We start from the raw sequence: 21565 nt of genomic DNA on the forward strand, positions 1-21565 counted from the left end.
GTGAGCCATAATACTAATATGGCAAAGTACGTGAAACCAAATGAAGCAGCTAACACTTTGGGAGTTTGCCTCCGAACCCTCAGACGATGGGAAGCAGAAGGTAAAATCAACACAATCAAAACACCGTCAGGTCAAAGACGGTACGACATCGAAAAGTTCATCAAAAAAGAATCAGAACCAGAGGGAGGACGCGCCACTGTTATCTATGCTCGCGTCTCTACCCGACCTCAAAAAGCAGACCTCGATCGACAAGTTGAACGATTATCAGCGCTCTACCCAGGCGCTGAAATTGTTAAGGAAGTGGGAGGAGGACTCAATCTTAGGCGGAAAGGACTCATCACCCTTTTGGGACGAGTTTTGCTCCGCGATATCGCAGTTATTGTGGTTGCCCACAAAGACCGACTTGCAAGGTTCGGATTTGATATTATCGAGTGGCTCTGTGAGCAATTTGACTGCAAAATCGTGGTTCTCAACCAAGTCAGTCTCTCTCCGCACGCCGAACTGGTTCAAGATATTGTCGCAATTCTCCACAGTTTTTCAAGCCGACTTTACTCCATCCGACGCATTGAAAACCAAATCAAAAAAGAGTTACAAGCAGAAACCGAGACACAAAAAGAAGGAGAAAGCGCCACCTAATAAAACCTTGAAGATTAGAGTTTATCCAGAAGCCGAGTTACATAAAAAGTGGAAGTCTTGGCTGGGAGCAGCCCGCTACTGCTACAACAAAGCAATTGCAGCATTAAAGGCAAGTGAGAAAATAACTAGCGCCTATTCTTTGCGAGACTATGTATTAGGTTGTGACTTACCAGACTGGGTAAAAACTGCACCATCTCATCCTAAAGAAAATGCCATATTTGATGCTTGGGATGCTTGGAAACAAGCTTTATCAAAGGGTGGAAAAGTAAGTTTTAGAAGTTGTCGTCAACCATCTCAAGCCATCAAATTTCACAAGGTCAATTTCAACGGACAGACCTGGTTTCCATCGCTGGTTAAAGGCTTAAAGTTCCATGCAGCCGAACCAATACCTCTTCAAGTCGAGTTTGCAACCCAGCTTGTTAGAGAGCGAAAACGATGGTTTGCTTGCATCCCAGTTGTGGAAGAGGTAAAACTACCCGTCCTCGACAAAGTAATAGCCCTAGATCCTGGTGTCAGAACGTTTTTAACTGGCTACGACGGTAACTCATTTCAAGAGTTTGGCAAGGCAGACATTGGGCGCATTCAAAGATTGTGTTCTCACCTTGACAAATTGATGGGACGAATAGCCTCATCCAAAAATCGAAAACAAAAGCGCAGTATGTTGGGGGCTGCTAATCGCTTAAGAATCCGCATCCGCAACTTGGTTGATGAATTTCATAAGCAAATAGCTAATTATCTCACCAATAATTACAAAATTATGTTGCTACCGACATTTGAAACATCTCAGATGGTAGTCAAGGCGTCTCGTAAGCTGCATACCAAAACTGCTAGACAAATGCTGACTTGGGGGCATTACCGCTTTGAACGTCATCTCAAGCAAGTAGCTCTCAAGCGTGGTGTTGTCATAATTGATGTGAACGAATCCTACACATCAAAAACTTGCACCCAATGCGGACAGACACACAATAAATTAGGCGGCTCTAAAACATTTAAATGTCCCAACTGCGGTCACGAACATGACCGAGATTGGGGCGGCGCTCGGAACATTATGATCCGAGCTTTGAGGGACGGCTCCTTTGCTTTAGCTATCAATAGCGAAAGTATTGCTATCGCGTATGCCCTGTTTGTCTAGGGTTGTGCAGCGTAACACCGTCAGGAGAGCAAGGACGTCGGCTATGTCATATTGCAGTTTTGGGTGGCTGCACTCACCAAATTGCTAGAGCAGTCGATCGCCTTCGTAAAGACTTTAATCAGCCACTTCGCATTGAAAACATCGCACGAGAGCTTGGAATGAGTGTCTCCAGCTTCCACCATCACTTCAAGTCTGTCACTGCAATGAGTCCTCTACAGTTTCAGAAGCAACTGCGACTCCAAGAGGCTCGCCGTCTGATGCTGGGGGAGAACCTTGACGCTACCAGTGCTGCCTACCGTGTGGGTTATGACGATTCCTCGCACTTCAACCGAGAGTACAAGCGGCTCTTTGGTATACCACCGATGCGCGATGTGGAGCGGCTGCGAGAAGCTGCTAGGGAGATTGCGAGTTCAACATGATCTCCTCAAGATGCCCTAATCAGGCCAGAAATCGCTAAAACATTAGGCATTTATTGCGCTCACTGTATTTTGGGAACAAATCAACTATGGTTGGACAAATCAGAAAGTATAATAAATCTCATCTTAATCAAGTTTTAGACATATTTAAAACAGAAGAAAAATTACTAGGCTTGGTGCCTGATGATGCTTTACAGAAAGAACTAGATGCTGTCGAAAAGAATTTATTGAATGGCCAAGGTGAAGATAAATATGGAAAATGGTCTATTAAAGCATGGGTTATAGTGGATGGTGATGTAGTAATTGGATTTGCCTTGGCTCGTGAGTATAAGGATAAGACAATATTAAATCTTTTATATATTTTGAAAGATTATAAACGCAAAGGCTGCGGAACTAAATTGATGAAGCAGGTTAAACAAAACTGCAAATCTCCAATTGAGTTACCAGTCTATGAGGAGAATAAAATAGCGGTTGCTTTCTATAATAAACACGAGTTTTTATCTACTGGTGATGAGATTGAACACGATCTTAAGTATCTAGTGATGACTTGGCATAAAGCTAAAAGCTAAGCAATTGCACACACTCAAACTCTTGTTCTACTCCCATCATAGAAGATTTGCGATCGCTCCTTTCGTCTTGGCAACCTAACACTTGTCCCATCTACCTATTTCCTAGTCGCCACCGCTGCGCCTTTGCGGTTTATTTCAATTAGCGATATTTAACCAAGGTGGGCAAATAATGCCCACCCTAATTCCTACTTGCCTACCGTGAAATACTCATTCTTAGCATACACGCTAATAATGCAGTCGCTCACTTCAAAAAACATCCCCTCTTGCTCATCTTTAGAAAATTGCAAGTTGCCGTATTTAGAATTAATTTCCTCAGCATTCGCCGCTTTTGCCTCCATTTCATCCGGGATAAGTCCGGTAGAACCGATATAGAAAACCAGCGGTGAAACTTTTTCCCTGTACACTTTTTCAGCATAAGCTTCCAGTCGCTCATTCGCATTAGCTAAAGCAGCGACAAATTCGTCTCGCTTGACATCTTCTTCCTGCCATTTCGCTTGCAAAAGGCGCAGCAAACTATCTGCACCCACTTTCGCTAAAGTAGCGCTAACAATTCCGCTATCCTCCAACCCCAGAAACTCATCGAAAATCAGTTTCATCAAGTCGTCAACTTTGGTGATTTTTGTTCGGGATGACAGCGTTTTGTGGGCGAAGACGACAGGCTCGTCTAAGGTGATGTCAAATGTCGGTTTTGCTAGTTTTTCGCCTGTGTTTTTGTGGTAAACTTCGTAAAGGCGATCGAGAAATTTGTTGGCTGAGTGGAATTTGCCGAAGTTGAGGATGTTTTTGCTGCCGATGTCGATTTTGTAGCTGACTCGCGAATCTACTTCACCGTTGGCGATCGCACTTTTCAATTCCGTATATTCCGTAGTCGTCGGAAAGTTGATGTAAAGGCTTTTAGACAGATAATGCTGTTTCAATTCTTCCAATTGTTCCGCCGTATAAGCCTCGGATTCTTCCTTCAAATGAGCCGAGAGAATGCTGGAGATAATTTTAATATTTGCGAGTTCCTCAAACACTCCGTCCAGGCTGCTGTAACGTCCGTCAAAAGGCACTAGCGGCAAACTTGCTAATTTAATATCATACTCTGCATGGAAGTCAAATTCTGCCACAGGTGAGCCGTCTTTTTCCAGTACACCGCATTTATTGAGCAAGTCAAACACTGGTTGACTGCTGATTTTGGTTCGCAGCGACTTGATATTAACTTCGCCGTCGCTGACAATGGTATAATTGTTGAAAGTATTGAGGTCTGTTACCAGAATTCCTGCCACTTCTGCGATTAAAGTTTCATCCTCAACTTTTACCAGCTTAACTTTTCGGGTAATCAGCATATTGATGGTAGCTGTATTTTGATTGATCGCAAATGAACCCATCCGCACGTATTCGCCACCATCTAAGAATTCAGTTTTCAGCGAAGGCTTGACAATGTTGCCGTTTTCGTCACGCTTTCCTTCAACTCGCTTTAAACCTTTGCGCTGATAGTTTTCTTGCAAGTGTTTTAAGTTGATGATGATGCTGTTGCTGTTTTCCTCTAATATCTTGACTAACTCCAGCAGGGAAATTTTGTCGCTGACTTTTACCCGATCGCCAATTTCATGATTTTGCAACACATCAGGCGCAAAAACAGCCTGTTCCAAATCTTCCGTAAACTCCGCTATTTGGGCGTTTGTCAAAGCTTTCGCGTGTTTTTCCGTCAAAGTCGCGTCGAAGGTGCTCGCCAGCGCATACTTCGCCGTATTTAAATTGCCGTCAGCGAGGTTAGCTTTCGCAAAAGCAAACACCGAATCATCAGTTTGAGCAACGGGAACATCTACTTTGTCATACTCTTCTTTGGCGACTTTTTGATATTTGTAAAACATTCCCATATCGTCTGCTTTCAGCCCGCAAATTTTCAGCGTACTCGATGAACCGCTGATTTTCTTGCCGCTTTTAGAAACAAAAACTTGATAATCGTATTCCTTAATTAACGGTTCTTCTAGCGGTGGCGCAACGGAACCGCCTAACAGTTTAGTGCTGTCGTAAAGAGCATCATAAACCATTTTCACTTCGCCAGCGCGGATGCAATTTCCCGATAAGGTGTTGGCAATTTTGGAGAGCAGTTTGAAGTCGGCAGAGGCATAGGATATGGTATTTGCAAACACATCCATGTCTTTGAGTTCTTCACAAATTTCCCCTAATTTTGCAGATTCAGAATTAGCACTTGGGTCATTGGCGTAACCGTCTGTGTGCAAATTAATTGCTGTCACTTCTCCCGCTTTCACCAGAGATTTAGCGAGCTCCATCGACTGCGATATGCAGGTACAGCCAGCGGTGTGTATTTTTTGAATTTCTTTGATATATTGAGAGTCAAACTTCATCACTTCTTGAATCGGAATTCGCTGGAAGTGACAAATTACATCCCCATTGTCAGCATAGGAAATTAAGCTGATTATTAGCTGGTAATTGTTGTATTCGTCTAAGGTCAAAAGCTTGATTAGGGTTTCTTTGAGCGGCTGTAAGTCATAATACATTGAGCCGGAGCGATCGATAATGATGATGCTGTGGGCGACGGATTTTTCTGGGATATCACCGGGCTTTCTTTCTAGATTTGTGCGATCGACTAAATAAAATGCTTTTTCGTTTCCGGCAAAATTGTAGAGGGTAAATTTGGTGCGAGTACAGTCGGCTGCTTGGCTGCTGGAACTTTTGACTTGAGATGATTGTTTTGCTTGCCGTGCCATAGTTTTAACCCGTGTTGACTTATTCCTCAACGCTATCCTGACACGCGCTTCCGTCAATGTCAAGGCCTGTGCCGCAAATTATCTGAACACTTAAAATAAGCATTAATACTTAGTTTTTGTAAGGCAATCGCCATAAGCTGTTGCGGTATTTAAATTGTATGTTAAAAAACGATCGCACAATCAGTGGGTTCGCCCGTGCTGCTCAAAGCATTGTTAACAACAGGTGCTTGGGCTGTAATTAGTTGATCTTTGATGGCGATCGGAATGCAGTTGAGCAAGTTGAATTTTTGGCACAATATCAAACAAGTTCTGGCTTGTCTGGCGATTAAAATTCTGTTGATTCCTTTGGTAATTGGCACGGGTTAAACGTTTGTTGGCATTGCGGGCGCGCCGGGACTTTCGCTAGTGCTGCAAATGGCAATGCCTCCGGCTTTTGGTACTACTTTGCTGGCAGAAGTTTTCAATCTCGATCGCGAATTAGCCGTAAGTGCGATCGGCATCGGCTGGGTTACGTTATTGTTCGCTATTCCAATATGGATGAGGCTATTTAGTTTTTAATTAAAATCAAATTTCTGTAGTTTAAAAAATGTTTGATTTATGTGATCTCAATCACAAATATTGAATTATATCTGTCATATTAACTATACTTAACAATCACTGAAGTAGCAACTCTATTTGCTGCTGTTAAGCTAGAAATAGCCTAAAAAAAAGGTAAATTTTCACAAAAACTATGGATCTTCTAGATTTTACACTGACAGGTTATCAAATTCTCGATCGCATTTATGCGGGCACTCGCACCCTGGTTTATCGCGGAGTTCGATCGTGCGACAAACGGCCCGTCGCCATCAAAGTGTTGCACAGCGAGTATCCAAGCTTCAGCGAAATCGTACAATTTCGCAATCAATATACTATTGCCAAAAATCTCAATTTGCCCGGAATTATCCAAACCTACAGCTTGGAAGCCTACCAAAACAGCTATGCGCTGGTAATGGAAGACTTCGGGGGAATCTCTCTAAAACAATGGGTGGAACAAGGGGAAACTCCACCGGATTTAAGCGATTTTTTGCAAATGGCGATCGACATCAGCAGTACATTAGATATACTCTACCGCCACAGAATAATTCACAAAGACATTAAACCCGCCAATATTTTAATTAACCCCGAAACAAAACAAATCAAACTGATTGATTTTAGCATCGCATCTTTGCTGCCAAGAGAAACTCAAACCCTACAGAATTTTAACCAAATCGAAGGCACCCTCGGCTATTTGTCTCCCGAACAAACCGGCAGGATGAATCGCGGTATTGACTACCGCACAGATTTTTACTCTTTAGGCGTGACTTTTTACGAATTGCTGGCGGGACAATTGCCATTTCAATCCGAGGATGCGATGGAATTGGTACACTGTCATATTGCCAAGCAACCGCCATCACTGCAGGAAATCAACTCGCAAATCCCGCCCGTACTCTCGTCCATTGTCAGCAAATTGATGGCGAAGAATGCCGAACACCGCTATCAGAGTGCTTTGGGGCTGAAATTTGATTTAGAAAATTGCTTGCGTCAATTAAAAGAAAGCGGTATAATACACATTTTTCAACTAGCCCAGAGAGATGCGTGCGATCGGTTTAGCATACCAGAAAAACTCTACGGTCGCGAAACCGAAGTAGAAACTCTGCTATCGGCCTTTGAGCGCGTTGCCACCCCCCTTTCATCCCCCCTTACCGAGGAGGGATATAGGGGAGTAGAAATGATGTTAGTAGCTGGTTTTTCTGGGATTGGGAAAACTGCAATTGTCAATGAAATTCACAAACCAATTGTGCGGCAGCGCGGCTATTTCATCAAAGGCAAATTCGACCAATTCAACCGCAATATTCCCTTCTGTGCTTTTGTGCAAGCCTTTCGAGAGTTAATGGGACAATTGCTCAGCGAAAGTGACTATAATTTAGAAAAATGGCAAGCTAAAATACTGCAAGCAATAGGCGAAAACGGGCAAGTCATTATTGAAGTAATACCCGAACTACAAAAAATTATTGGGCCGCAACCACCGGCAATAGAATTATCAGGAACTGCAGCACAGAATCGGTTTAATTTATTGTTTCAAAAATTTATTCAAGTGTTCACAAAACCCGAGCATCCGCTGGTGATGTTTTTGGATGACTTGCAGTGGGCAGATTCCGCATCCCTACAGTTAATGCAACTGTTGATGTCCGAATCGGAAACCAGCTATTTATTAGTAATTGGTGCCTACCGAGATAATGAAGTCTCCCCTGCACATCCGTTGATGCTGACACTGGATGCAGCAGTCAAAGCCGGGGCAACGGTTAATACTATTACTCTGCAACCCTTGAGTTCAGAAAGTCTAAATTATTTAGTAGCTGATACGCTCAATTGCGCTCCAAATTTGGCAGTACCGTTGACTGATTTAGTGGCACAAAAAACCCAGGGAAATCCTTTTTTTGCGACGCAGTTTCTCAAAGCATTGCATCAGGATGAGTTGATTGAGTTTAACTGGAAATCCGGACACTGGCAGTGCGATATTGTTCGGGTTCGGGAAGCGGCATTGACGGAGGATGTGGTGGAGTTTATGGCGCTGCAGTTGCAAAAGTTGCCGTCGGCGACTCAGGATATTTTGAAGTTGGCGGCTTGTGTGGGGAATCAGTTTGATTTAAGCACCTTGGCGATTGTTTCTGAAAAAACCGAAGTAGAAGCGGCAGCTACACTGTGGAAAGCATTGCAAGAAGGACTAATTTTGCCCCAAAGTGAAATTTACAAATTCTATTTGGGAGAAAGTGATTTAGAGCCAACCGCGCAATATCAAACACTGAATTACAAATTTTTACACGATCGCGTCCAACAAGCGGCCTATTCTCTGATTCCTGAAGACCAAAAACAGATTACCCACTACCAAATCGGACAACTGCTGCTGAAACAAATTTCCCCTGAATCTAGAGAAGAATACATTTTTGAACTCGTCAATCAATTAAACTACGGAATATCTCTGATTTCCCAACAAACAGAACGAGATGAATTAGCACAGCTAAATCTTACTGCCTGTCGCAAAGCCAGAGCAGCCACCGCCTATCAAGCGGCTCGCGAATATGCCGCAGCGGGATTATCAATATTGACAGAAAATGCTTGGCAAAATCAGTATGAAATTACCCTTGCGCTGCATGAATTAGCAGCGGAAGTGGCTGCTCTGTGCGGTGAGTTTGAAGAAATGGAACAGTTCATCGATATTGTCACCCAACAGGCACGATCCTTACTAGAAAAAATCAATGTTTACCGAATTCAAATTCAATCTAATATCTCCCAGGTTAAATTTAGCGAAGCCCTTGCGATCGCCCAACAGGTTCTGCAACAGCTTGGCGTAACTTTTCCAGAAATACCCGCCCCGACAGATATTCAACAAGAAATCCAAGAAATTGGGGAACTGGTTGGAGACCGAAAAATTGAAGATTTTCTCAACCTACCTGTGATGAAAGATGCGAAGAAGCTCGCAATTATCCAGATTGCCAGCAGCATCATGTCAGTAACTTATGCCTGCGGATCTCCCTTATTTCCCTTAGTGATTTCGCTGTCAGTCAAACTATCCCTCCGGTACGGAAACACACCTGTTTCAGGTCTTAGCTATGCTTGCTACGGCATCATTTTGTGTAATCTGTTGCAAGATGTAAATACAGCAACACAGTTTGGTGAGTTAGCACTCCAGGTAGTCTCAAAACTGGATGCTAAAGCTACTAAACCTGAAGTGTCCTTGGTGCTAGGAATGTCGATCGCGAGCCGTAAATATCATATCAAAGATAGCTTACCACTCTTGAGCGATGGTTACAAAACTGCCTTAGAAGTCGGAAACTTGGAGTTTGTCGGACATAATGCTAACGTTTTTTGTCACAATTCTTTTTGGTGCGGTCAGCCCCTTGCTACCTTAGAGCAGGATAGTCGCAACTACTGCAATCAGTTAGTGCAATTGAACCAATCGATCACAGCCAATTACTGCCGGATATGTTGGCAATCTATTTTAAATTTGCTGGATTTTACAGAACACCCCACCATGTTGTCTGGGAAAGCCCTCCAAGAGACAGAGTTTCTGCCCCTGCTGCTGTCTGGCAACGATCTGTTTGGGTTGTATCACTTCTATTTGTATAAGCTAACTCTTTGCTTTTTGTTTGGGGAAGTTGAGCAAGCTAACAACCATGCACTCTTTGCCAGACGCTATTTAATGGCTGTTGCGGGAACCGTCGGTGAAGCTGCATTTTATCTCTATGATTCTCTGATTGCTATAGCATTGTTGAGTCAACAGTCAGATGAGACAGCAGAAGCATTAAAGCGGGTAGAACAAAACCAAACGCAGTTAGAGCTCTGGGCCCACCATGCTCCTATGAATTATCAACATAAGTTTGATTTGGTGTCAGCGGAAAAATGTCGGCTATTAGGACAAAAAGCCGAAGCGATCGAGTTGTACGACCAGGCTATTTCTGGAGCCAAAGCCAACGAATATATCCAAGAAGAAGCTGTAGCCAACGAACTCGCCGCTAAATTTTACCTCGATTGGGGCAAAGAAAAAGTGGCGATTTCCTATATGCAAGAAGCCTACTACTGTTACGCTCGTTGGGGTGCAAAAGCCAAAATTGATGATTTAGAAAAGCGGTATTCCAAACTTCTGGCTCCCATATTGCAGGCCCAACAAAACGGTTCGGTTTTCAGCGAAATTTGCTTTCAAACAATTGAAAGATCTTCAATTTTACATCAAACTTTCCAAACATCTCAATCTAGTAGCAGTATTTCCGAAGCCCTCGATATCGCTGCTATTCTTAAAGCTTCACAAGCTCTATCGAGTGAAATAGAATTAAAAAAATTGCTGGGTGTACTGATGTCTGTGGCCCTAGAAAATGCCGGGGCAAAAAAAGCTGTTCTACTGTTGGTTAAAGATGGCAATCTCGCGGTTGAAACTGTAGCTAAGACCGAGAAAAATGCGGTATCAATATCTGTTCCGCTGTCATTTAAGGAGGCGGTTCCTGCTGCTGTGGTCAACTATGTCAAGCACACTTTAAAAACTGTGGTTTTGGATAATGCAGCAGCACGAAACGATTTTATGGCAGACCCGTATTTGATGGACAAAAAGCCCAAAAGCGTGCTGTGTGCGCCGATTTTACATCAGGGTAAGTTAATTGGGTTGCTGTATTTAGAAAATAACTTGACAATTGCGGCATTTACTGAGGATCGCACTCAAGTTATCCAACTGTTGTGCGCCCAAGCGGCGATTTCACTCGAAAATGCCCGCTTGTACCAACAATCTCAGGCTTACGCCCAAGAATTAGAACGATCGCTCGTTGACTTGCAGCAAGCACAGTTACAGGTAGTGCAAAGTGAAAAAATGTCCGCATTGGGCAATCTCGTCGCCGGAGTCGCCCACGAAATCAACAATCCTGTCGGCTTTATCAGCGGCAATATTAATGAAGCAACGACTACAATCAAAGATGTAATCAACCACTTGAAATTATATCAAGAAAAACTGCCAGATCCGGGCATCCAAATCGAACAAGATGCTGATAAGATTGATTTAGAGTATGCTTTAGAAGATTTGCCCAAGATGCTGTCGTCGATGAAAGTGGGATGCGATCGCATTCGCGACATCAGCACCAGCCTCCGCACCTTCTCCAGAGCCGATAAAGACTACAAAGTTCCCTTTAATATCCATGAAGGTATTGAGAGCACCATTTTAATATTGAAACATCGGCTGAAAGCTAACGAACACCGTCCGGCGATCGAAGTTGTTACAGATTACGAAAATCTACTAAAAATCGAATGCTTTCCCGGTCAACTAAACCAAGTTTTTATGAATTTGCTGGCAAATGCGATCGATGCCCTAGAAGAGTCAAATCAAGGACGCAGTTTTGCGGAAATCGAAGCAAATCCCAACAAAATCGCGGTTAGTACCAGTATGTTGGACGATCGCCACATCAAAATTACAATTGCCGATAACGGTGCGGGAATGACGGCAGAAGTCAAACAGCGGATTTTTGATTATTTGTTCACAACGAAGGCGGTAGGAAGAGGTACTGGGTTAGGATTGGCGATCGCCCGCCAGATTGTCGAAGAGACTCATGGGGGTAAAATTGAGGTCGATTCTGAGTTAGGGCAAGGCACAATTTTTAAGATGCAGCTCCCGATCGGGCGATCGACTCTCCGCTCTACTTGAAATCAATAGCGATCTGCATCCCACAGACTGCCGTCTCCCAGCCGATGTATAGCAGGAGGCAGTTCGGCTTGAGGAAGAGGTAATAAGCTGTTGAGGGATTTAAACTGTATGTCAAAAAACAATAAAACAATGAGTGGGCTGGGCACGCGAGCCCGCCCTAAATATGCAATGTTTATTTGCGCGACAGCTTAATAGCAATTATTTGGGTACTCGAAAATGTCCGATCGCGTTGTGGCCGTTGCTGCACATATAGCAATCCTCGCATCATTTGTGAATTTCTTACTCCCTCCCCGAACTCGCGGGGAGGGTTGGGGTGGGGTAAAAATATTTACGACTCCTGTAAGGATTGCTATAGAATAACTGGAACTGAGTCTAAATCTGATTTGCGTAATTTTAACCTTAATCAAGGAGACTGTTGTGGCAAATATTGCAGAGTTCGGGAAGTCGCGGAACAACAAAAACCAGTCGCAATATCGGTTGCTATCGACAATTGTTTTACTTTCTCTGCTATTGGCAGGGTATGCGGGCAATTACTTCAAAATCCCCATCATCCTCCATATAGACTGGCTATTTGGCAGTATTTTTGTCATGTTGGTTGTGAGGCTATACGGGTTGGGTTGGGGCGCGATCGCCGCCGCAACTTCCAGCTTCTATACAATTTTGCTGTGGCACCATCCCTATGGCTTTATTCTCTACACTCTGGAAGCGATTTTTGTGGGTTGGGGATTGCGACATCGCAGCAGCAACTTATTACTCCTTGATGTTTTTTATTGGGGAATTATCGGATTTCCCCTGCTTTGGTTGCTCTATGCTTGTGTCGGTGAAATCCCCCCTCAAACTGTTTTATTAATTTCCTTCAAAAATCCCGTCAATCAAATTTGTAATAGCCTGATTGCCAGTCTGATTTTGACTCACACGCCCATTACCAAGTGGCTGCGCGCCAACACTATCAAAACTCATGCTTTTGAACAAACTCTTCTCAATTTGCTAGTAGCCTTTGTCTTGCTGCCAGCACTGGCACTGACTGTTTGGAACTGTCAGGATGCCACTTCTGTTCAAGAAAAAAATGTTTTAGTTTATCTAGAAGACACCAGACAAAATATTAGTATCGACCTGCTGAATTGGCACAAACAAAGTATGGTAAAATTGGAATCTCTAGCATCTAGCATTGAAGACCGCAATCCATCAAACCGTTCCCAAATACAGGAAAAAATTCAAATTGCTCAACAAACAATTTCCGAGTTTCGCAATCTCTACATTACAAATACAGACGGACAGATTCTCAATTCCACCCAGGAGAAAAACGCCACTGAAAAGGCTGCTAAACTGGACAATTTGCCGTTTCAGGCTTTACTGAAAGCAAAACAGCCAATACTTTCTGAGGTGATGGCGATATCCAACGCACCGACGATCTTTCAAACAGTACCTATTTTGCAGGGCGACAGCCTAGTGGGTCAAATTGTTGCAGAAATCGATGTAAATACCGTGAAACAAAGGTGGCTAGAGAGTCAAATCCCATCGACAAGCCGATCGACTCGGCTGATGAGTTTACTAGATAGCCAAGATCGGGTGATTGCTAGCACTCGTGACGAGCTGAAGGTAGGGCAACCCTTCGATCGAGATAAAAACGGTGAAATCTACCGGATCGATCGAAACACCCACATTTGGATACCGAATATTCCCAACATGGCTAAAGTCGTGCGCTGGAGAAAGTCATTTTACGTGTACAAGAGCGCAATTGGTGGCGATCTTCCCTGGATAGTGGCGATCGAAGAAGCCAACGCTCCCCATTTGGTAGCACTCGATGGAATTTATACCAAAAGCTTCGCTATTCTGATGGCGATCGCCATTCTGGCATCTGTTTTGGCAAAATATATTAGCAGCAGTTTAGTCAAACCCTTGCTGGAACTTGCCAATCTCACCAGCAATTTACCCGATAAACTCACAGAACAACAATCGCTACAAATTCCAGCCAGTTCAATTACCGAAATTAACACCCTGTCTAGTAACTTCCAACTCATGGCAATTGCTCTGCAAGACAAATTTCAGGAAATTCAGCAAGCCAGTTTAGAACTTCAGCAAGCAAAAGAAACTGCCGACAGCGCCAACGCAGCCAAAAGCGAATTCCTTGCCAACATGAGCCACGAATTACGCACCCCCCTCAACGGTGTTCTTGGCTACGCCCAAATCTTAAAACGCAGCGAACCTCTCACCGAAAAAGGGCAAAACGGCATCGATATCATCTATCAATGCGGTTCTCACTTATTGAATCTAATTAACGATGTATTGGAGCTTGCCAAAATCGAAGCCAGAAAATTAGAACTACATCCCACAGCCTTGCACCTGCCTTCTTTGTTGCAAAGCGTCGTCGAAATCAATCGCATTCGTGCGGAACAAAAAGGGATTATCTTCGATTTTCAAGTTGACGAAAAATTACCTATAGGTGTGTGGGTAGATGAAAAACGTTTGCGTCAAGTTCTGATCAACCTTCTGGGCAATGCCATCAAATTTACCGAGATCGGTAGCGTTACTTTTAAGATTGAATCCATCGCTCCAAAAATTCGCTTCCAGATAGAAGATACTGGAGTGGGTATGACTCCAGAACAAATCCAGAAAATCTTCCTCCCCTTTGAGCAAGTCGGCGATATCAAAAAGCAAGCTGAAGGAACTGGATTGGGATTGGCAATTACCCACAAAATTATCGAGCTGATGCAAAGCAAAATCGATGTTCAAAGTGTGTTAGGCGAAGGCAGCACCTTTTCCTTTGAACTAGAACTGCCTGAAGCTAAAAATTGGGCAGCCTCTTCTAGAGTGATGCCGCAAGGGGCGATCGAGGGTTATGCAGGTTCAAAATGCAAAATTCTCATCATCGACGATCGTTGGGAAAATCGTTCGGTGTTGGTTAATCTGCTAGAACCCATCGGCTTTGAAATTATCGAAGCTAACAATGGACAAGAAGGTATCGAACAGGCTTTGAAATTCTCGCCGGATTTAATTATTACTGATTTAGCGATGCCCGTGATGGATGGGTTTGAGTTTTTAGAGAAAGTGCGATCGTCTCCCCAACTGCACAACCAAATTGTTATCGTCTCCTCTGCCAGCGTCTTTGAGAGCGATCGGCACAAAAGCCTAGATGCTGGGGGAAATGATTTCTTACCCAAACCCGTGCAAGCCGAAATTTTGCTAGAACTCCTGCAAAAATATCTACAATTAGATTGGATTTATGACGGCAACAATCCACAGAAGCAGAATCCTCAACTTGCCCCCGATCGAATGCAGCCACCTGAACCCACAATCTTGCATCAACTCTTTGAGTTAGCCGAAGACGGAGAACTCGATGGCATCATTGAAATTGCTGGGCAAATTCAGGATACGAATACGGCTGCCTTTACCCGAGAACTTATCCGCCTTGCCGAAGCTTGCCAACTCAAACAATTGCGGGCATTTATTCAACACTACCTCCCTTAACACCCTCGAACCGGAAACCGACACCTATGTCATACTCAACCCGACCGTTTATCTTAATTGTGGATGACAATGAAGCTAACTTATTTGTGTTGTCCCAATCCTTAAAAGCTGCTGGCTATAAAGTCCGCATGGCGGTTGATGGCGAAGATGCTCTCACCCTAGTGAAACGCCACCAACCAGAACTAATTTTGCTTGACATTGAAATGCCGCAAATGAATGGTTTTGAAACCTGTCGGCACCTCCAGGAAAATCCTGCAACTAAAGGAATTCCAGTTATTTTTATGACGGCTTTAGCTGATGCCGAAAATAAAGTCAAAGGCTTATCGTTAGGTGCTGTCGATTACATCACCAAACCCTTTGAAGAAGCGGAAGTGCTAGCGCGGGTGAAAATCCACTGGCGACTGAAATGGCTGACGGATAGTTTAGAAAAGCAAGTAGTAGAACGTACCCAGGCATTGCAACAGGCTCAACTGAAATTGGTACAACAGGAGAAACTTTCGGCTTTGGGGCAATTAGTGGCTGGAGTTGCCCATGAAATTAATAATCCGATCGGTTGTATTGTGGGCAATGTCGGTGCTGTCCAAGATTACATCCATGATTTATTGAGTATCATCGATCTCTATCGCGAGAAATTCCCTGAACCCGGTACAGAAATTGAAGATGAATTAGAAGCGATCGACCTCGATTACGTGCGAGAAGATTTACCGAAGTTAATTCAGGCGATCGAAGATGGAGGATCTCGCATTACATCGATCAGCCAAAGTCTCCGTATTTTCTCCCGTTCCGATAGCAATACCAAGCAACTTTTCAACCTGTACGAAGGGCTCGATAGCACCTTGTTAATTCTGCGCCACCGGCTAAAAGCTAACGAACACCGTCCGGCGATCGAAGTTGTCACAGAGTACGATAATCTACCGAAAATCGAATGCTTTCCCGGTCAACTAAACCAAGTTTTGATGAATTTGCTAGCAAATGCGATCGATGCCCTAGAAGAGTCAAGTCAAGGACGCAGTTTTGCGGAAATCCAAGCCAATCCCAATAGGATCGCGGTTCGTACCAGTATGTTGGACGATCGCCACATCAAAATTACAATTGCCGATAACGGCGCGGGAATGACGGCAGAAGTCAAACAGCAGATTTTTGACCATTTGTTCACAACGAAGGCGATAGGAAAAGGCACTGGATTAGGATTGGCGATCGCCCGCCAGATTGTCGAAGAGACTCATGGGGGTAAGTTGAATTGCAACACTGTGGTTGGCGAGGGAACTGAATTTGCGATCGAGCTACCTGTGGCAGAAAAAAAATACCAGGTAGAAGGCATTAGTCAGTTAGGACAATATTATAAACAAAAGTTGTAGGGGTGCACTTCGCCAAAAATTTATTATCGTGAAAATCAATCACACAAACCGGCAACGCCAACTATAAAAATCTACCGTTAATTTATTGGTAAAATCGGGTTTGAATGTCGGGACGCGTAATATTAATTCCGGCGGCACCGAGCAATTCAAATCCAGTCAAAAATCAACAATAACGGATGAATGTTACAACCGAAATCCCTCTAATTTATCAGCGTTAATCTGTGTTTGTCTGCCCTCATCTGCGGTAAAAGAAAAGAATGTATGAGCCGCAGATGACAAGGGATTGACGCAGATTCACGCAGAGGTCGAGAGATAGGAATAATTCCGATGCTAACAGATTTGAAATAAGTCGCGATCGAGAAAAATGTACGATCGCTATAACTATTTGACGATCGCCCATCAAGACACTCGCAGCCATCTCCCCCACTCCTAGGCAAGATGGCCCAAATCTCAACTATGCTAACGTAGGCAAGCAGCAATGCCTTGTCATGAAGGCGATTGACATACTTTAAAACAATTGATTTGATTAAGGAGCGGTGTATCCCCTATGGCAAACCTGATCGGCACAGACAGCAACGACTTTATTTTAGGAACTCCGCAGGGCGATCGAATTCGTGCTTTAGATGGCGATGACACGCTCCTGGGTGCGGGAGGAGATGACACCCTAGAGGGGGACGCGGGCAACGACCAACTGCTCGGAGGCGACGGAGCAGACTCGCTGTTTGGGGGCGAAGGAAATGACGAACTCATTGGCAACCAAGGCCGCGATTTTGCTTTAGGCGGAAACGGCGACGACTCAATTCTCGGCGGTTTGGGCAACGACGTCCTCGAAGGCAACGACGGGTTAGACACTGTATTCGGAGATGCCGGCGACGACGTGATTCGCGGCAACGCGGGCTTTGATGTGATTGCCGGCGGTACTGGCAATGACAGCCTGGTGGGGGGTGACGGCGACGATTCGGTGTTCGGGAATGCTGATGACGATTTTCTCTACGGAGATTCGGGGAATGATTCTCTCAACGGCGGTAGCGGCGGAGATCAACTGTTTGGCGGTGACGGCAACGACTATCTCCTCGGTGCCGACGGCGACGACACTTTGTATGGTAATGACGGCACTGATTCGCTCTTCGGTGACTCCGGCAACGACCAAATATTCGGGGGGAAGGCTGACGATACGGTTTTTGGTGGCAGCGGTTCCGATACGCTTCGCGGCGATTTAGGCGATGACTCGGTAATGGGAGATGAAGGCAACGACTTCCTCTTCGGTGGCAAAGGTAATGATGTTCTAGACGGCGGTTTTGGCGATGATTCCTTGGCCGGTGGTCTAGGTGACGATACAATTCTGGGCAGTTTCGGTAATGACAATTTATTTGGGGCAGAGGGTAATGATTCTCTGATTGGAGGTGAGGGTTCGGATACTCTGACTGGCGGTAGTGGCAGCGATGTCTTTGGATTGGGAGCGGGCCCGGGAAGTTTGGTTTTAATTACTGATTACAATGAGGCAGAGGATTTCTTTGGACTGCCGAACACTTTATCTTTCAGTCAACTGCAAGTGAGCCAAGGTAACGGCGCAAATCTCAGAGATACTGTAATTACGATCGACGGCAAGCTGTTAGCGATTTTGGTAGACACTCCATCGGCGCTGATTGATGCCAATGATTTTATCTCTGTGAGCGGGACGTTTAGCTCCAGGCCGACTTCGGAGACGACTCCGACTCCGGCGACGACTCCGACTCCGGCGACGACTCCGACTCCGGCGACAACTCCGACTCCGGCGACGACTCCGACTCCGGCGACGACTCCGACTCCGGCGACAACTCCGACTCCGGCAACGACTCCGACTCCGGCGACAACTCCGACTCCGGCGACGACTCCGACTCCGGCGACGACTCCGACTCCGGCGACGACTCCGACTGCTTCGAGGATTCCGACTGCGCCGACTATTACGGCACCTGATTCGATGGTGTCAATTAGTTCGATCGCCCCGACTCCTACTCCCGGGCTGTTGCCAATGCCTGGCCAGACGCAGATTTTTCCTTCGATGCTGCCGAGTCCGACACCCGTACCTCCTACACCTTTCGGGTTCTAGGGGCACGAGGGCAACTCAGTTATGAGTTTTGAGTTAATGTCAAACTCACCAACTCAAAACTCATAACTCATAACTGATCGCTTAGGCTATTTAAGGCCTTGCTCAGTCTCGGCCGAGTCGTTTTCAGACTCGGCCGCAGAATCTTCTAGGGGAGATAATTGTTTGCTGTACCCCAAGAGCGATCGAAGTTTCATGCGCTGGATGTAAGGCCAGCCGCCATTGGCTTCAATATTCCTGATCAGTTTGTACATTGCTTGGCGGTTGTCGGGAAAAGACGCTTGAAACAAACCGTCCCGAATTTCCTGGTGCGAAGCTTCCAAAGCTCGCAGCAAAGCCAAAAGCAGTACGCTGTCTCCCTGACAACTTTCGGCTAAAGTCCGAATCGCCTGTGTCAGCGATTGCAGTTGAGACTGCAACTTTTCTGACTCTAAATTTGTGCCGTTGTCCATACTGCTGCTTCCTTTGAAATCTACAAGGCGTTTTTCCGGGGCCACTGGTGTCAACCGACTAATCGAGCTAGTGGCGATCGGCATTCGGGGCTAGGAGCAACGTAACTTAAGTAGGTTGACCTAAGCAATATTAATTTGCAACTCAAGTCAGGAAAAGAGCACAACCCGTCGTACCATGTGTATTGGGCGACGATCCGAAAATTTTGAGAAATCCTAAGTCAAGGCTTAATTTCACCGCAGTAGCTAGCTCGACTGTTTGAGTCAAACTCGGTGATGGCTTTCGGATGGTTGCACGGGCCCGGCCTGCCCGCGAGCAATTGTATTTTGCTCGAAATAGGGCTTTTTCTTAATATAATCCGATGTTGGAGATTGAGGTTGGCAATGAAATATCGTGCTTTAATTGTTGCACTTTTAGCATTTTGCATGAGTGCGCTGGTTGCTTGTTCTTCGGCTCCTGATACAACGGTGGCGACTACCGAGTTACTCACCTACGACCAGATCAAAGGTACTGGATTGGCAAATAACTGCCCTAGTTTGGCAGAAACTTCTCGCGGATCTATCCCTATTGAAGCGGGCGCAACCTATAAACTGACTGGTATGTGTTTGCAGCCCACAACTTATTTTGTGAAGGAAGAACCAGCAAACAAACGCCAAGAGGCAGAATTTGTGCCTGGTAAAGTGCTGACTCGGTTCACGTCGAGCATTGACCAAGTTCAAGGTACGCTAGAAGTTGGTAAGGATGGGACTCTGACTTTTACAGAAGAAGATGGCTTGGACTTTCAAGCAATTACGATTCTGTTACCGGGCGGAGAGCAAGTACCTTTCTTGTTCACTATTAAAGAACTGGTAGCCAGTTCCGAGCCAGGAGTGGTTGCTATCAATACTTCCACCGATTTGCGAGGAAATTTTAACGTTCCTTCTTACCGCAGCGGTACCTTTTTAGACCCTAAAGCTCGCGGGGTAGCCTCTGGTTACGACCATGCTGTAGCGCTTCCGGCTACTGACAACTCCAAACTCAAACGCTCTAATGTGAAGTTGGCTGACACCAACACAAAGGCGGGCAAAATTTCTCTGCAAGTTGCAAAAGTCAACAGCGCCACTGGCGAAATAGGCGGGATTTTTGAAAGCTTGCAGACTTCTGATACTGATTTGGGAGCTAGACCTGCTTTGGATGTGAAAATTCGCGGTTTATTTTACGCTCGCATCGAGCCTTCTGTTTCGTAAAATTGGCTTTTTGGATCGATCCTCTGCGAGGGCTTCGCCAACGAACTAGAGCAGTTTTTTGGCCTCAAGCTACTGCTCGCTCTTCATTAGCCAACAGTCTTTAGCAAGATCGCTGAAGACTGTTGACTAATGAATAAATTTATGATTAAACTATGATTGAGTTGCAATTTATTAAGAGACGATTTTTAATTATTTAAAGTTTTGCTTTTAAACCGTTTTCAGCTTATAATGCGGTGTGAAAAAATTGCCGTTAAATTTGAATTCCTACCTTGGGATAATCAGTTCAAATCTCTGCGCCTTCCCAAAATCAAACTCGCGTGTTCGCTGTCACAACGATTAAGTGCTAGGATTACACCACCTATAAATATTTTTTGTTAAGCTAGATTAGAAACTAGATATAAAGCAACATCAGTCCTCTGCTCTACCAACCCTTATGCCGCCATGTCTACCACAGCCCCGAACGAGCTAAAAAACGAAAATTTGCAATTGTTGCGCGAGTACCAAGATTCTGGCTCGAATGAAGTCCGCAATCAGTTAGTTCAACTGAATATTGGACTGGTGAGAAAAGAAGTTTACCACTGGCTCAACCAGTGCGGTGAAAGCTACGACGATTTGCAGCAAGTCGGGTGTATAGGGTTGATTAGGGCGATCGAGCGATTCGATCTGTCGAGGGGACACGCTTTTAGTTCCTTTGCAATTCCCTACATTCGGGGCGAAATTCAACACTACTTGCGAGACAAAAGCCCTTCGGTGCGATTTCCCCGCCACTGGCAGTCCCTGGAACGCAAGTCTGTCGCAGCAATCAAGGATTTGCAGGTGCAGTTCAACCGCAAACCTACGGATGCAGAAGTAGCCGCAGTGCTTGAGGTTTCTGTTGAAGAATGGCGAGAAATTAAGTTGGCCCACCTCAACCGATCGCCTCTGAGTTTGGACGCGCCGATGCAGGATGAAGATGAGGGTGCGACAAGTCTGGGCGAATTGATGCCCGATAGCAAGTATCGGAGTTTTCAGTTGGCCCAAGAGGATCGAATTCGCGTACAGCAAGCTTTGGCGATGTTGGAACAACGGACTCGCGAGATATTGGAGTTTGTTTTTCTCTACGATTTGACTCAGAAGGAAACCGCCGAACGCTTGGGTATCAGTGCGGTAACAGTTTCTCGGCGAGTTAAGAAGGGACTCGATTTGCTCAAGGAAATTATGACGAAGCAGCTTTAGTCAGTAGTCAGTAGTCAGTTGTCAGTAGTTATTGGTTATTGGTTATTGGTTATTGGTTATTGGTTATTGGTTATTGGTTATTGGTTATTGGTT

The 21565-nt window shown here is 44.9% G+C and carries 17 protein-coding genes and 1 pseudogene; 12 read left to right on the forward strand and 6 right to left on the reverse strand.

The window, feature by feature from the left end; all coding sequences use genetic code 11:
• Window positions 1-18: 18 nt before the first annotated feature.
• Together QUA97_RS24495 and QUA97_RS24500 are read left to right on the forward strand one after the other, a co-directional pair.
• Window positions 19-636: an IS607 family transposase gene (locus tag QUA97_RS24495; RefSeq protein ID WP_194071284.1), complete on the forward strand. Its 618-nt coding sequence runs from the start codon at window positions 19-21 to the stop codon at window positions 634-636.
• Between the two features lie 7 nt (window positions 637-643).
• On the forward strand, window positions 644-1768 hold the full coding sequence (locus QUA97_RS24500; RefSeq protein ID WP_194071285.1) for an RNA-guided endonuclease InsQ/TnpB family protein: 1125 nt from the start codon (window positions 644-646) through the stop codon (window positions 1766-1768).
• A 41-nt stretch (window positions 1769-1809) separates the two neighbouring features.
• Here the strand turns inward: QUA97_RS24500 and QUA97_RS24505 are convergent, their stop codons facing one another.
• Window positions 1810-1950: a hypothetical protein gene (locus tag QUA97_RS24505; protein WP_333196717.1), complete on the reverse strand. Its 141-nt coding sequence runs from the start codon at window positions 1948-1950 to the stop codon at window positions 1810-1812.
• Between QUA97_RS24505 and QUA97_RS24510 the strand changes: the two genes are divergently transcribed.
• Window positions 1927-2187, forward strand: coding sequence for a helix-turn-helix transcriptional regulator (locus tag QUA97_RS24510; RefSeq protein WP_333196696.1), 261 nt, complete (start codon window positions 1927-1929; stop codon window positions 2185-2187). The two genes, QUA97_RS24505 and QUA97_RS24510, sit on opposite strands and share 24 nt — an antisense overlap.
• Window positions 2188-2273: 86 nt before the next feature.
• Window positions 2274-2753 (forward strand): GNAT family N-acetyltransferase, encoded by a 480-nt coding sequence (locus tag QUA97_RS24515; protein WP_194071079.1) that lies wholly within the window; start codon window positions 2274-2276, stop codon window positions 2751-2753.
• A 185-nt stretch (window positions 2754-2938) separates the two neighbouring features.
• On the opposite strand, the gene QUA97_RS24520 is transcribed toward QUA97_RS24515, so the two are convergent.
• Both QUA97_RS24520 and QUA97_RS24525 read right to left on the reverse strand, forming a co-directional pair.
• Window positions 2939-5470: a vWA domain-containing protein gene (locus QUA97_RS24520; RefSeq protein ID WP_333196699.1), complete on the reverse strand. Its 2532-nt coding sequence runs from the start codon at window positions 5468-5470 to the stop codon at window positions 2939-2941.
• Window positions 5471-5631: 161 nt separating this feature from the next.
• Window positions 5632-5829 carry a hypothetical protein gene (locus tag QUA97_RS24525; protein ID WP_228050386.1) on the reverse strand — a complete coding sequence of 66 codons (198 nt, stop codon included), beginning with the start codon at window positions 5827-5829 and terminating at the stop codon, window positions 5632-5634.
• Between the two features lie 55 nt (window positions 5830-5884).
• Here QUA97_RS24525 and QUA97_RS24530 point away from each other — a divergent pair, with 55 nt between their 5' ends.
• The gene (locus tag QUA97_RS24530; RefSeq protein ID WP_333196701.1) at window positions 5885-6028 is read left to right on the forward strand and encodes a hypothetical protein; all 144 of its coding nucleotides are present in this window, start codon (window positions 5885-5887) and stop codon (window positions 6026-6028) included.
• A 172-nt stretch (window positions 6029-6200) separates the two neighbouring features.
• Window positions 6201-11669: a trifunctional serine/threonine-protein kinase/ATP-binding protein/sensor histidine kinase gene (locus QUA97_RS24535; RefSeq protein ID WP_333196704.1), complete on the forward strand. Its 5469-nt coding sequence runs from the start codon at window positions 6201-6203 to the stop codon at window positions 11667-11669.
• A 2-nt stretch (window positions 11670-11671) separates the two neighbouring features.
• Here the strand turns inward: QUA97_RS24535 and QUA97_RS24540 are convergent, their stop codons facing one another.
• Complete coding sequence (locus QUA97_RS24540) at window positions 11672-11815, reverse strand: hypothetical protein (RefSeq protein WP_194071076.1); 144 nt, start codon at window positions 11813-11815, stop codon at window positions 11672-11674.
• A gap of 271 nt (window positions 11816-12086) precedes the next feature.
• Between QUA97_RS24540 and QUA97_RS24545 the strand changes: the two genes are divergently transcribed.
• Both QUA97_RS24545 and QUA97_RS24550 read left to right on the forward strand, forming a co-directional pair.
• A complete protein-coding gene (locus QUA97_RS24545; protein WP_333196706.1) occupies window positions 12087-15137 on the forward strand; it encodes an ATP-binding protein in 3051 nt (1016 codons plus the stop codon).
• 26 nt (window positions 15138-15163) lie between these two features.
• Entirely contained in the window at window positions 15164-16495 is a 1332-nt protein-coding gene (locus tag QUA97_RS24550) for a sensor histidine kinase (protein WP_194071028.1), read from the forward strand.
• 235 nt (window positions 16496-16730) lie between these two features.
• On the opposite strand, the gene QUA97_RS24555 is transcribed toward QUA97_RS24550, so the two are convergent.
• The gene (locus tag QUA97_RS24555; RefSeq protein WP_194071027.1) at window positions 16731-16913 is read right to left on the reverse strand and encodes a hypothetical protein; all 183 of its coding nucleotides are present in this window, start codon (window positions 16911-16913) and stop codon (window positions 16731-16733) included.
• A gap of 129 nt (window positions 16914-17042) precedes the next feature.
• Between QUA97_RS24555 and QUA97_RS24560 the strand changes: the two genes are divergently transcribed.
• Window positions 17043-18584: a calcium-binding protein gene (locus tag QUA97_RS24560; RefSeq protein ID WP_333196712.1), complete on the forward strand. Its 1542-nt coding sequence runs from the start codon at window positions 17043-17045 to the stop codon at window positions 18582-18584.
• An 86-nt stretch (window positions 18585-18670) separates the two neighbouring features.
• Here QUA97_RS24560 and QUA97_RS24565 read toward each other — a convergent pair whose 3' ends face one another.
• Window positions 18671-19117: a hypothetical protein gene (locus QUA97_RS24565; RefSeq protein ID WP_333196714.1), complete on the reverse strand. Its 447-nt coding sequence runs from the start codon at window positions 19115-19117 to the stop codon at window positions 18671-18673.
• A 297-nt stretch (window positions 19118-19414) separates the two neighbouring features.
• On the opposite strand from QUA97_RS24565, the gene QUA97_RS24570 reads away from it, so the two are divergent.
• From QUA97_RS24570 to QUA97_RS24580, 3 genes and pseudogenes are all read left to right on the forward strand, one after another.
• A complete protein-coding gene (locus QUA97_RS24570) occupies window positions 19415-20257 on the forward strand; it encodes a photosystem II manganese-stabilizing polypeptide (RefSeq protein WP_194008047.1) in 843 nt (280 codons plus the stop codon).
• Between the two features lie 441 nt (window positions 20258-20698).
• On the forward strand, window positions 20699-21472 hold the full coding sequence (locus QUA97_RS24575) for an RNA polymerase sigma factor SigF (protein WP_194071025.1): 774 nt from the start codon (window positions 20699-20701) through the stop codon (window positions 21470-21472).
• 18 nt (window positions 21473-21490) lie between these two features.
• Window positions 21491-21565 (forward strand): annotated as a pseudogene (locus QUA97_RS24580) (D-galactonate transporter); the annotation flags it as partial.

This window comes from Microcoleus sp. CZ3-B2 (assembly GCF_036705055.1).
Taxonomy (GTDB): Bacteria; Cyanobacteriota; Cyanobacteriia; order Cyanobacteriales; family Microcoleaceae; genus Microcoleus.

Excerpts from the sequence above, each read along its gene's own strand:
- QUA97_RS24495 (WP_194071284.1), top strand. The coding sequence starts at position 19 with ATGGCAAAGTACGTGAAACCAAATGAAGCAGCTAACACTTTGGGAGTT.
- QUA97_RS24510 (WP_333196696.1), top strand. The coding sequence starts at position 1,927 with ATGAGTGTCTCCAGCTTCCACCATCACTTCAAGTCTGTCACTGCAATG.
- QUA97_RS24505 (WP_333196717.1), bottom strand. The coding sequence starts at position 1,950 with ATGGTGGAAGCTGGAGACACTCATTCCAAGCTCTCGTGCGATGTTTTC.
- QUA97_RS24515 (WP_194071079.1), top strand. The coding sequence starts at position 2,274 with ATGGTTGGACAAATCAGAAAGTATAATAAATCTCATCTTAATCAAGTT.
- QUA97_RS24520 (WP_333196699.1), bottom strand. The coding sequence starts at position 5,470 with ATGGCACGGCAAGCAAAACAATCATCTCAAGTCAAAAGTTCCAGCAGC.
- QUA97_RS24530 (WP_333196701.1), top strand. The coding sequence starts at position 5,885 with ATGGCAATGCCTCCGGCTTTTGGTACTACTTTGCTGGCAGAAGTTTTC.
- QUA97_RS24535 (WP_333196704.1), top strand. The coding sequence starts at position 6,201 with ATGGATCTTCTAGATTTTACACTGACAGGTTATCAAATTCTCGATCGC.
- QUA97_RS24550 (WP_194071028.1), top strand. The coding sequence starts at position 15,164 with ATGTCATACTCAACCCGACCGTTTATCTTAATTGTGGATGACAATGAA.
- QUA97_RS24555 (WP_194071027.1), bottom strand. The coding sequence starts at position 16,913 with ATGGCTGCGAGTGTCTTGATGGGCGATCGTCAAATAGTTATAGCGATC.
- QUA97_RS24560 (WP_333196712.1), top strand. The coding sequence starts at position 17,043 with ATGGCAAACCTGATCGGCACAGACAGCAACGACTTTATTTTAGGAACT.
- QUA97_RS24565 (WP_333196714.1), bottom strand. The coding sequence starts at position 19,117 with ATGCCGATCGCCACTAGCTCGATTAGTCGGTTGACACCAGTGGCCCCG.
- QUA97_RS24570 (WP_194008047.1), top strand. The coding sequence starts at position 19,415 with ATGAAATATCGTGCTTTAATTGTTGCACTTTTAGCATTTTGCATGAGT.
- QUA97_RS24575 (WP_194071025.1), top strand. The coding sequence starts at position 20,699 with ATGTCTACCACAGCCCCGAACGAGCTAAAAAACGAAAATTTGCAATTG.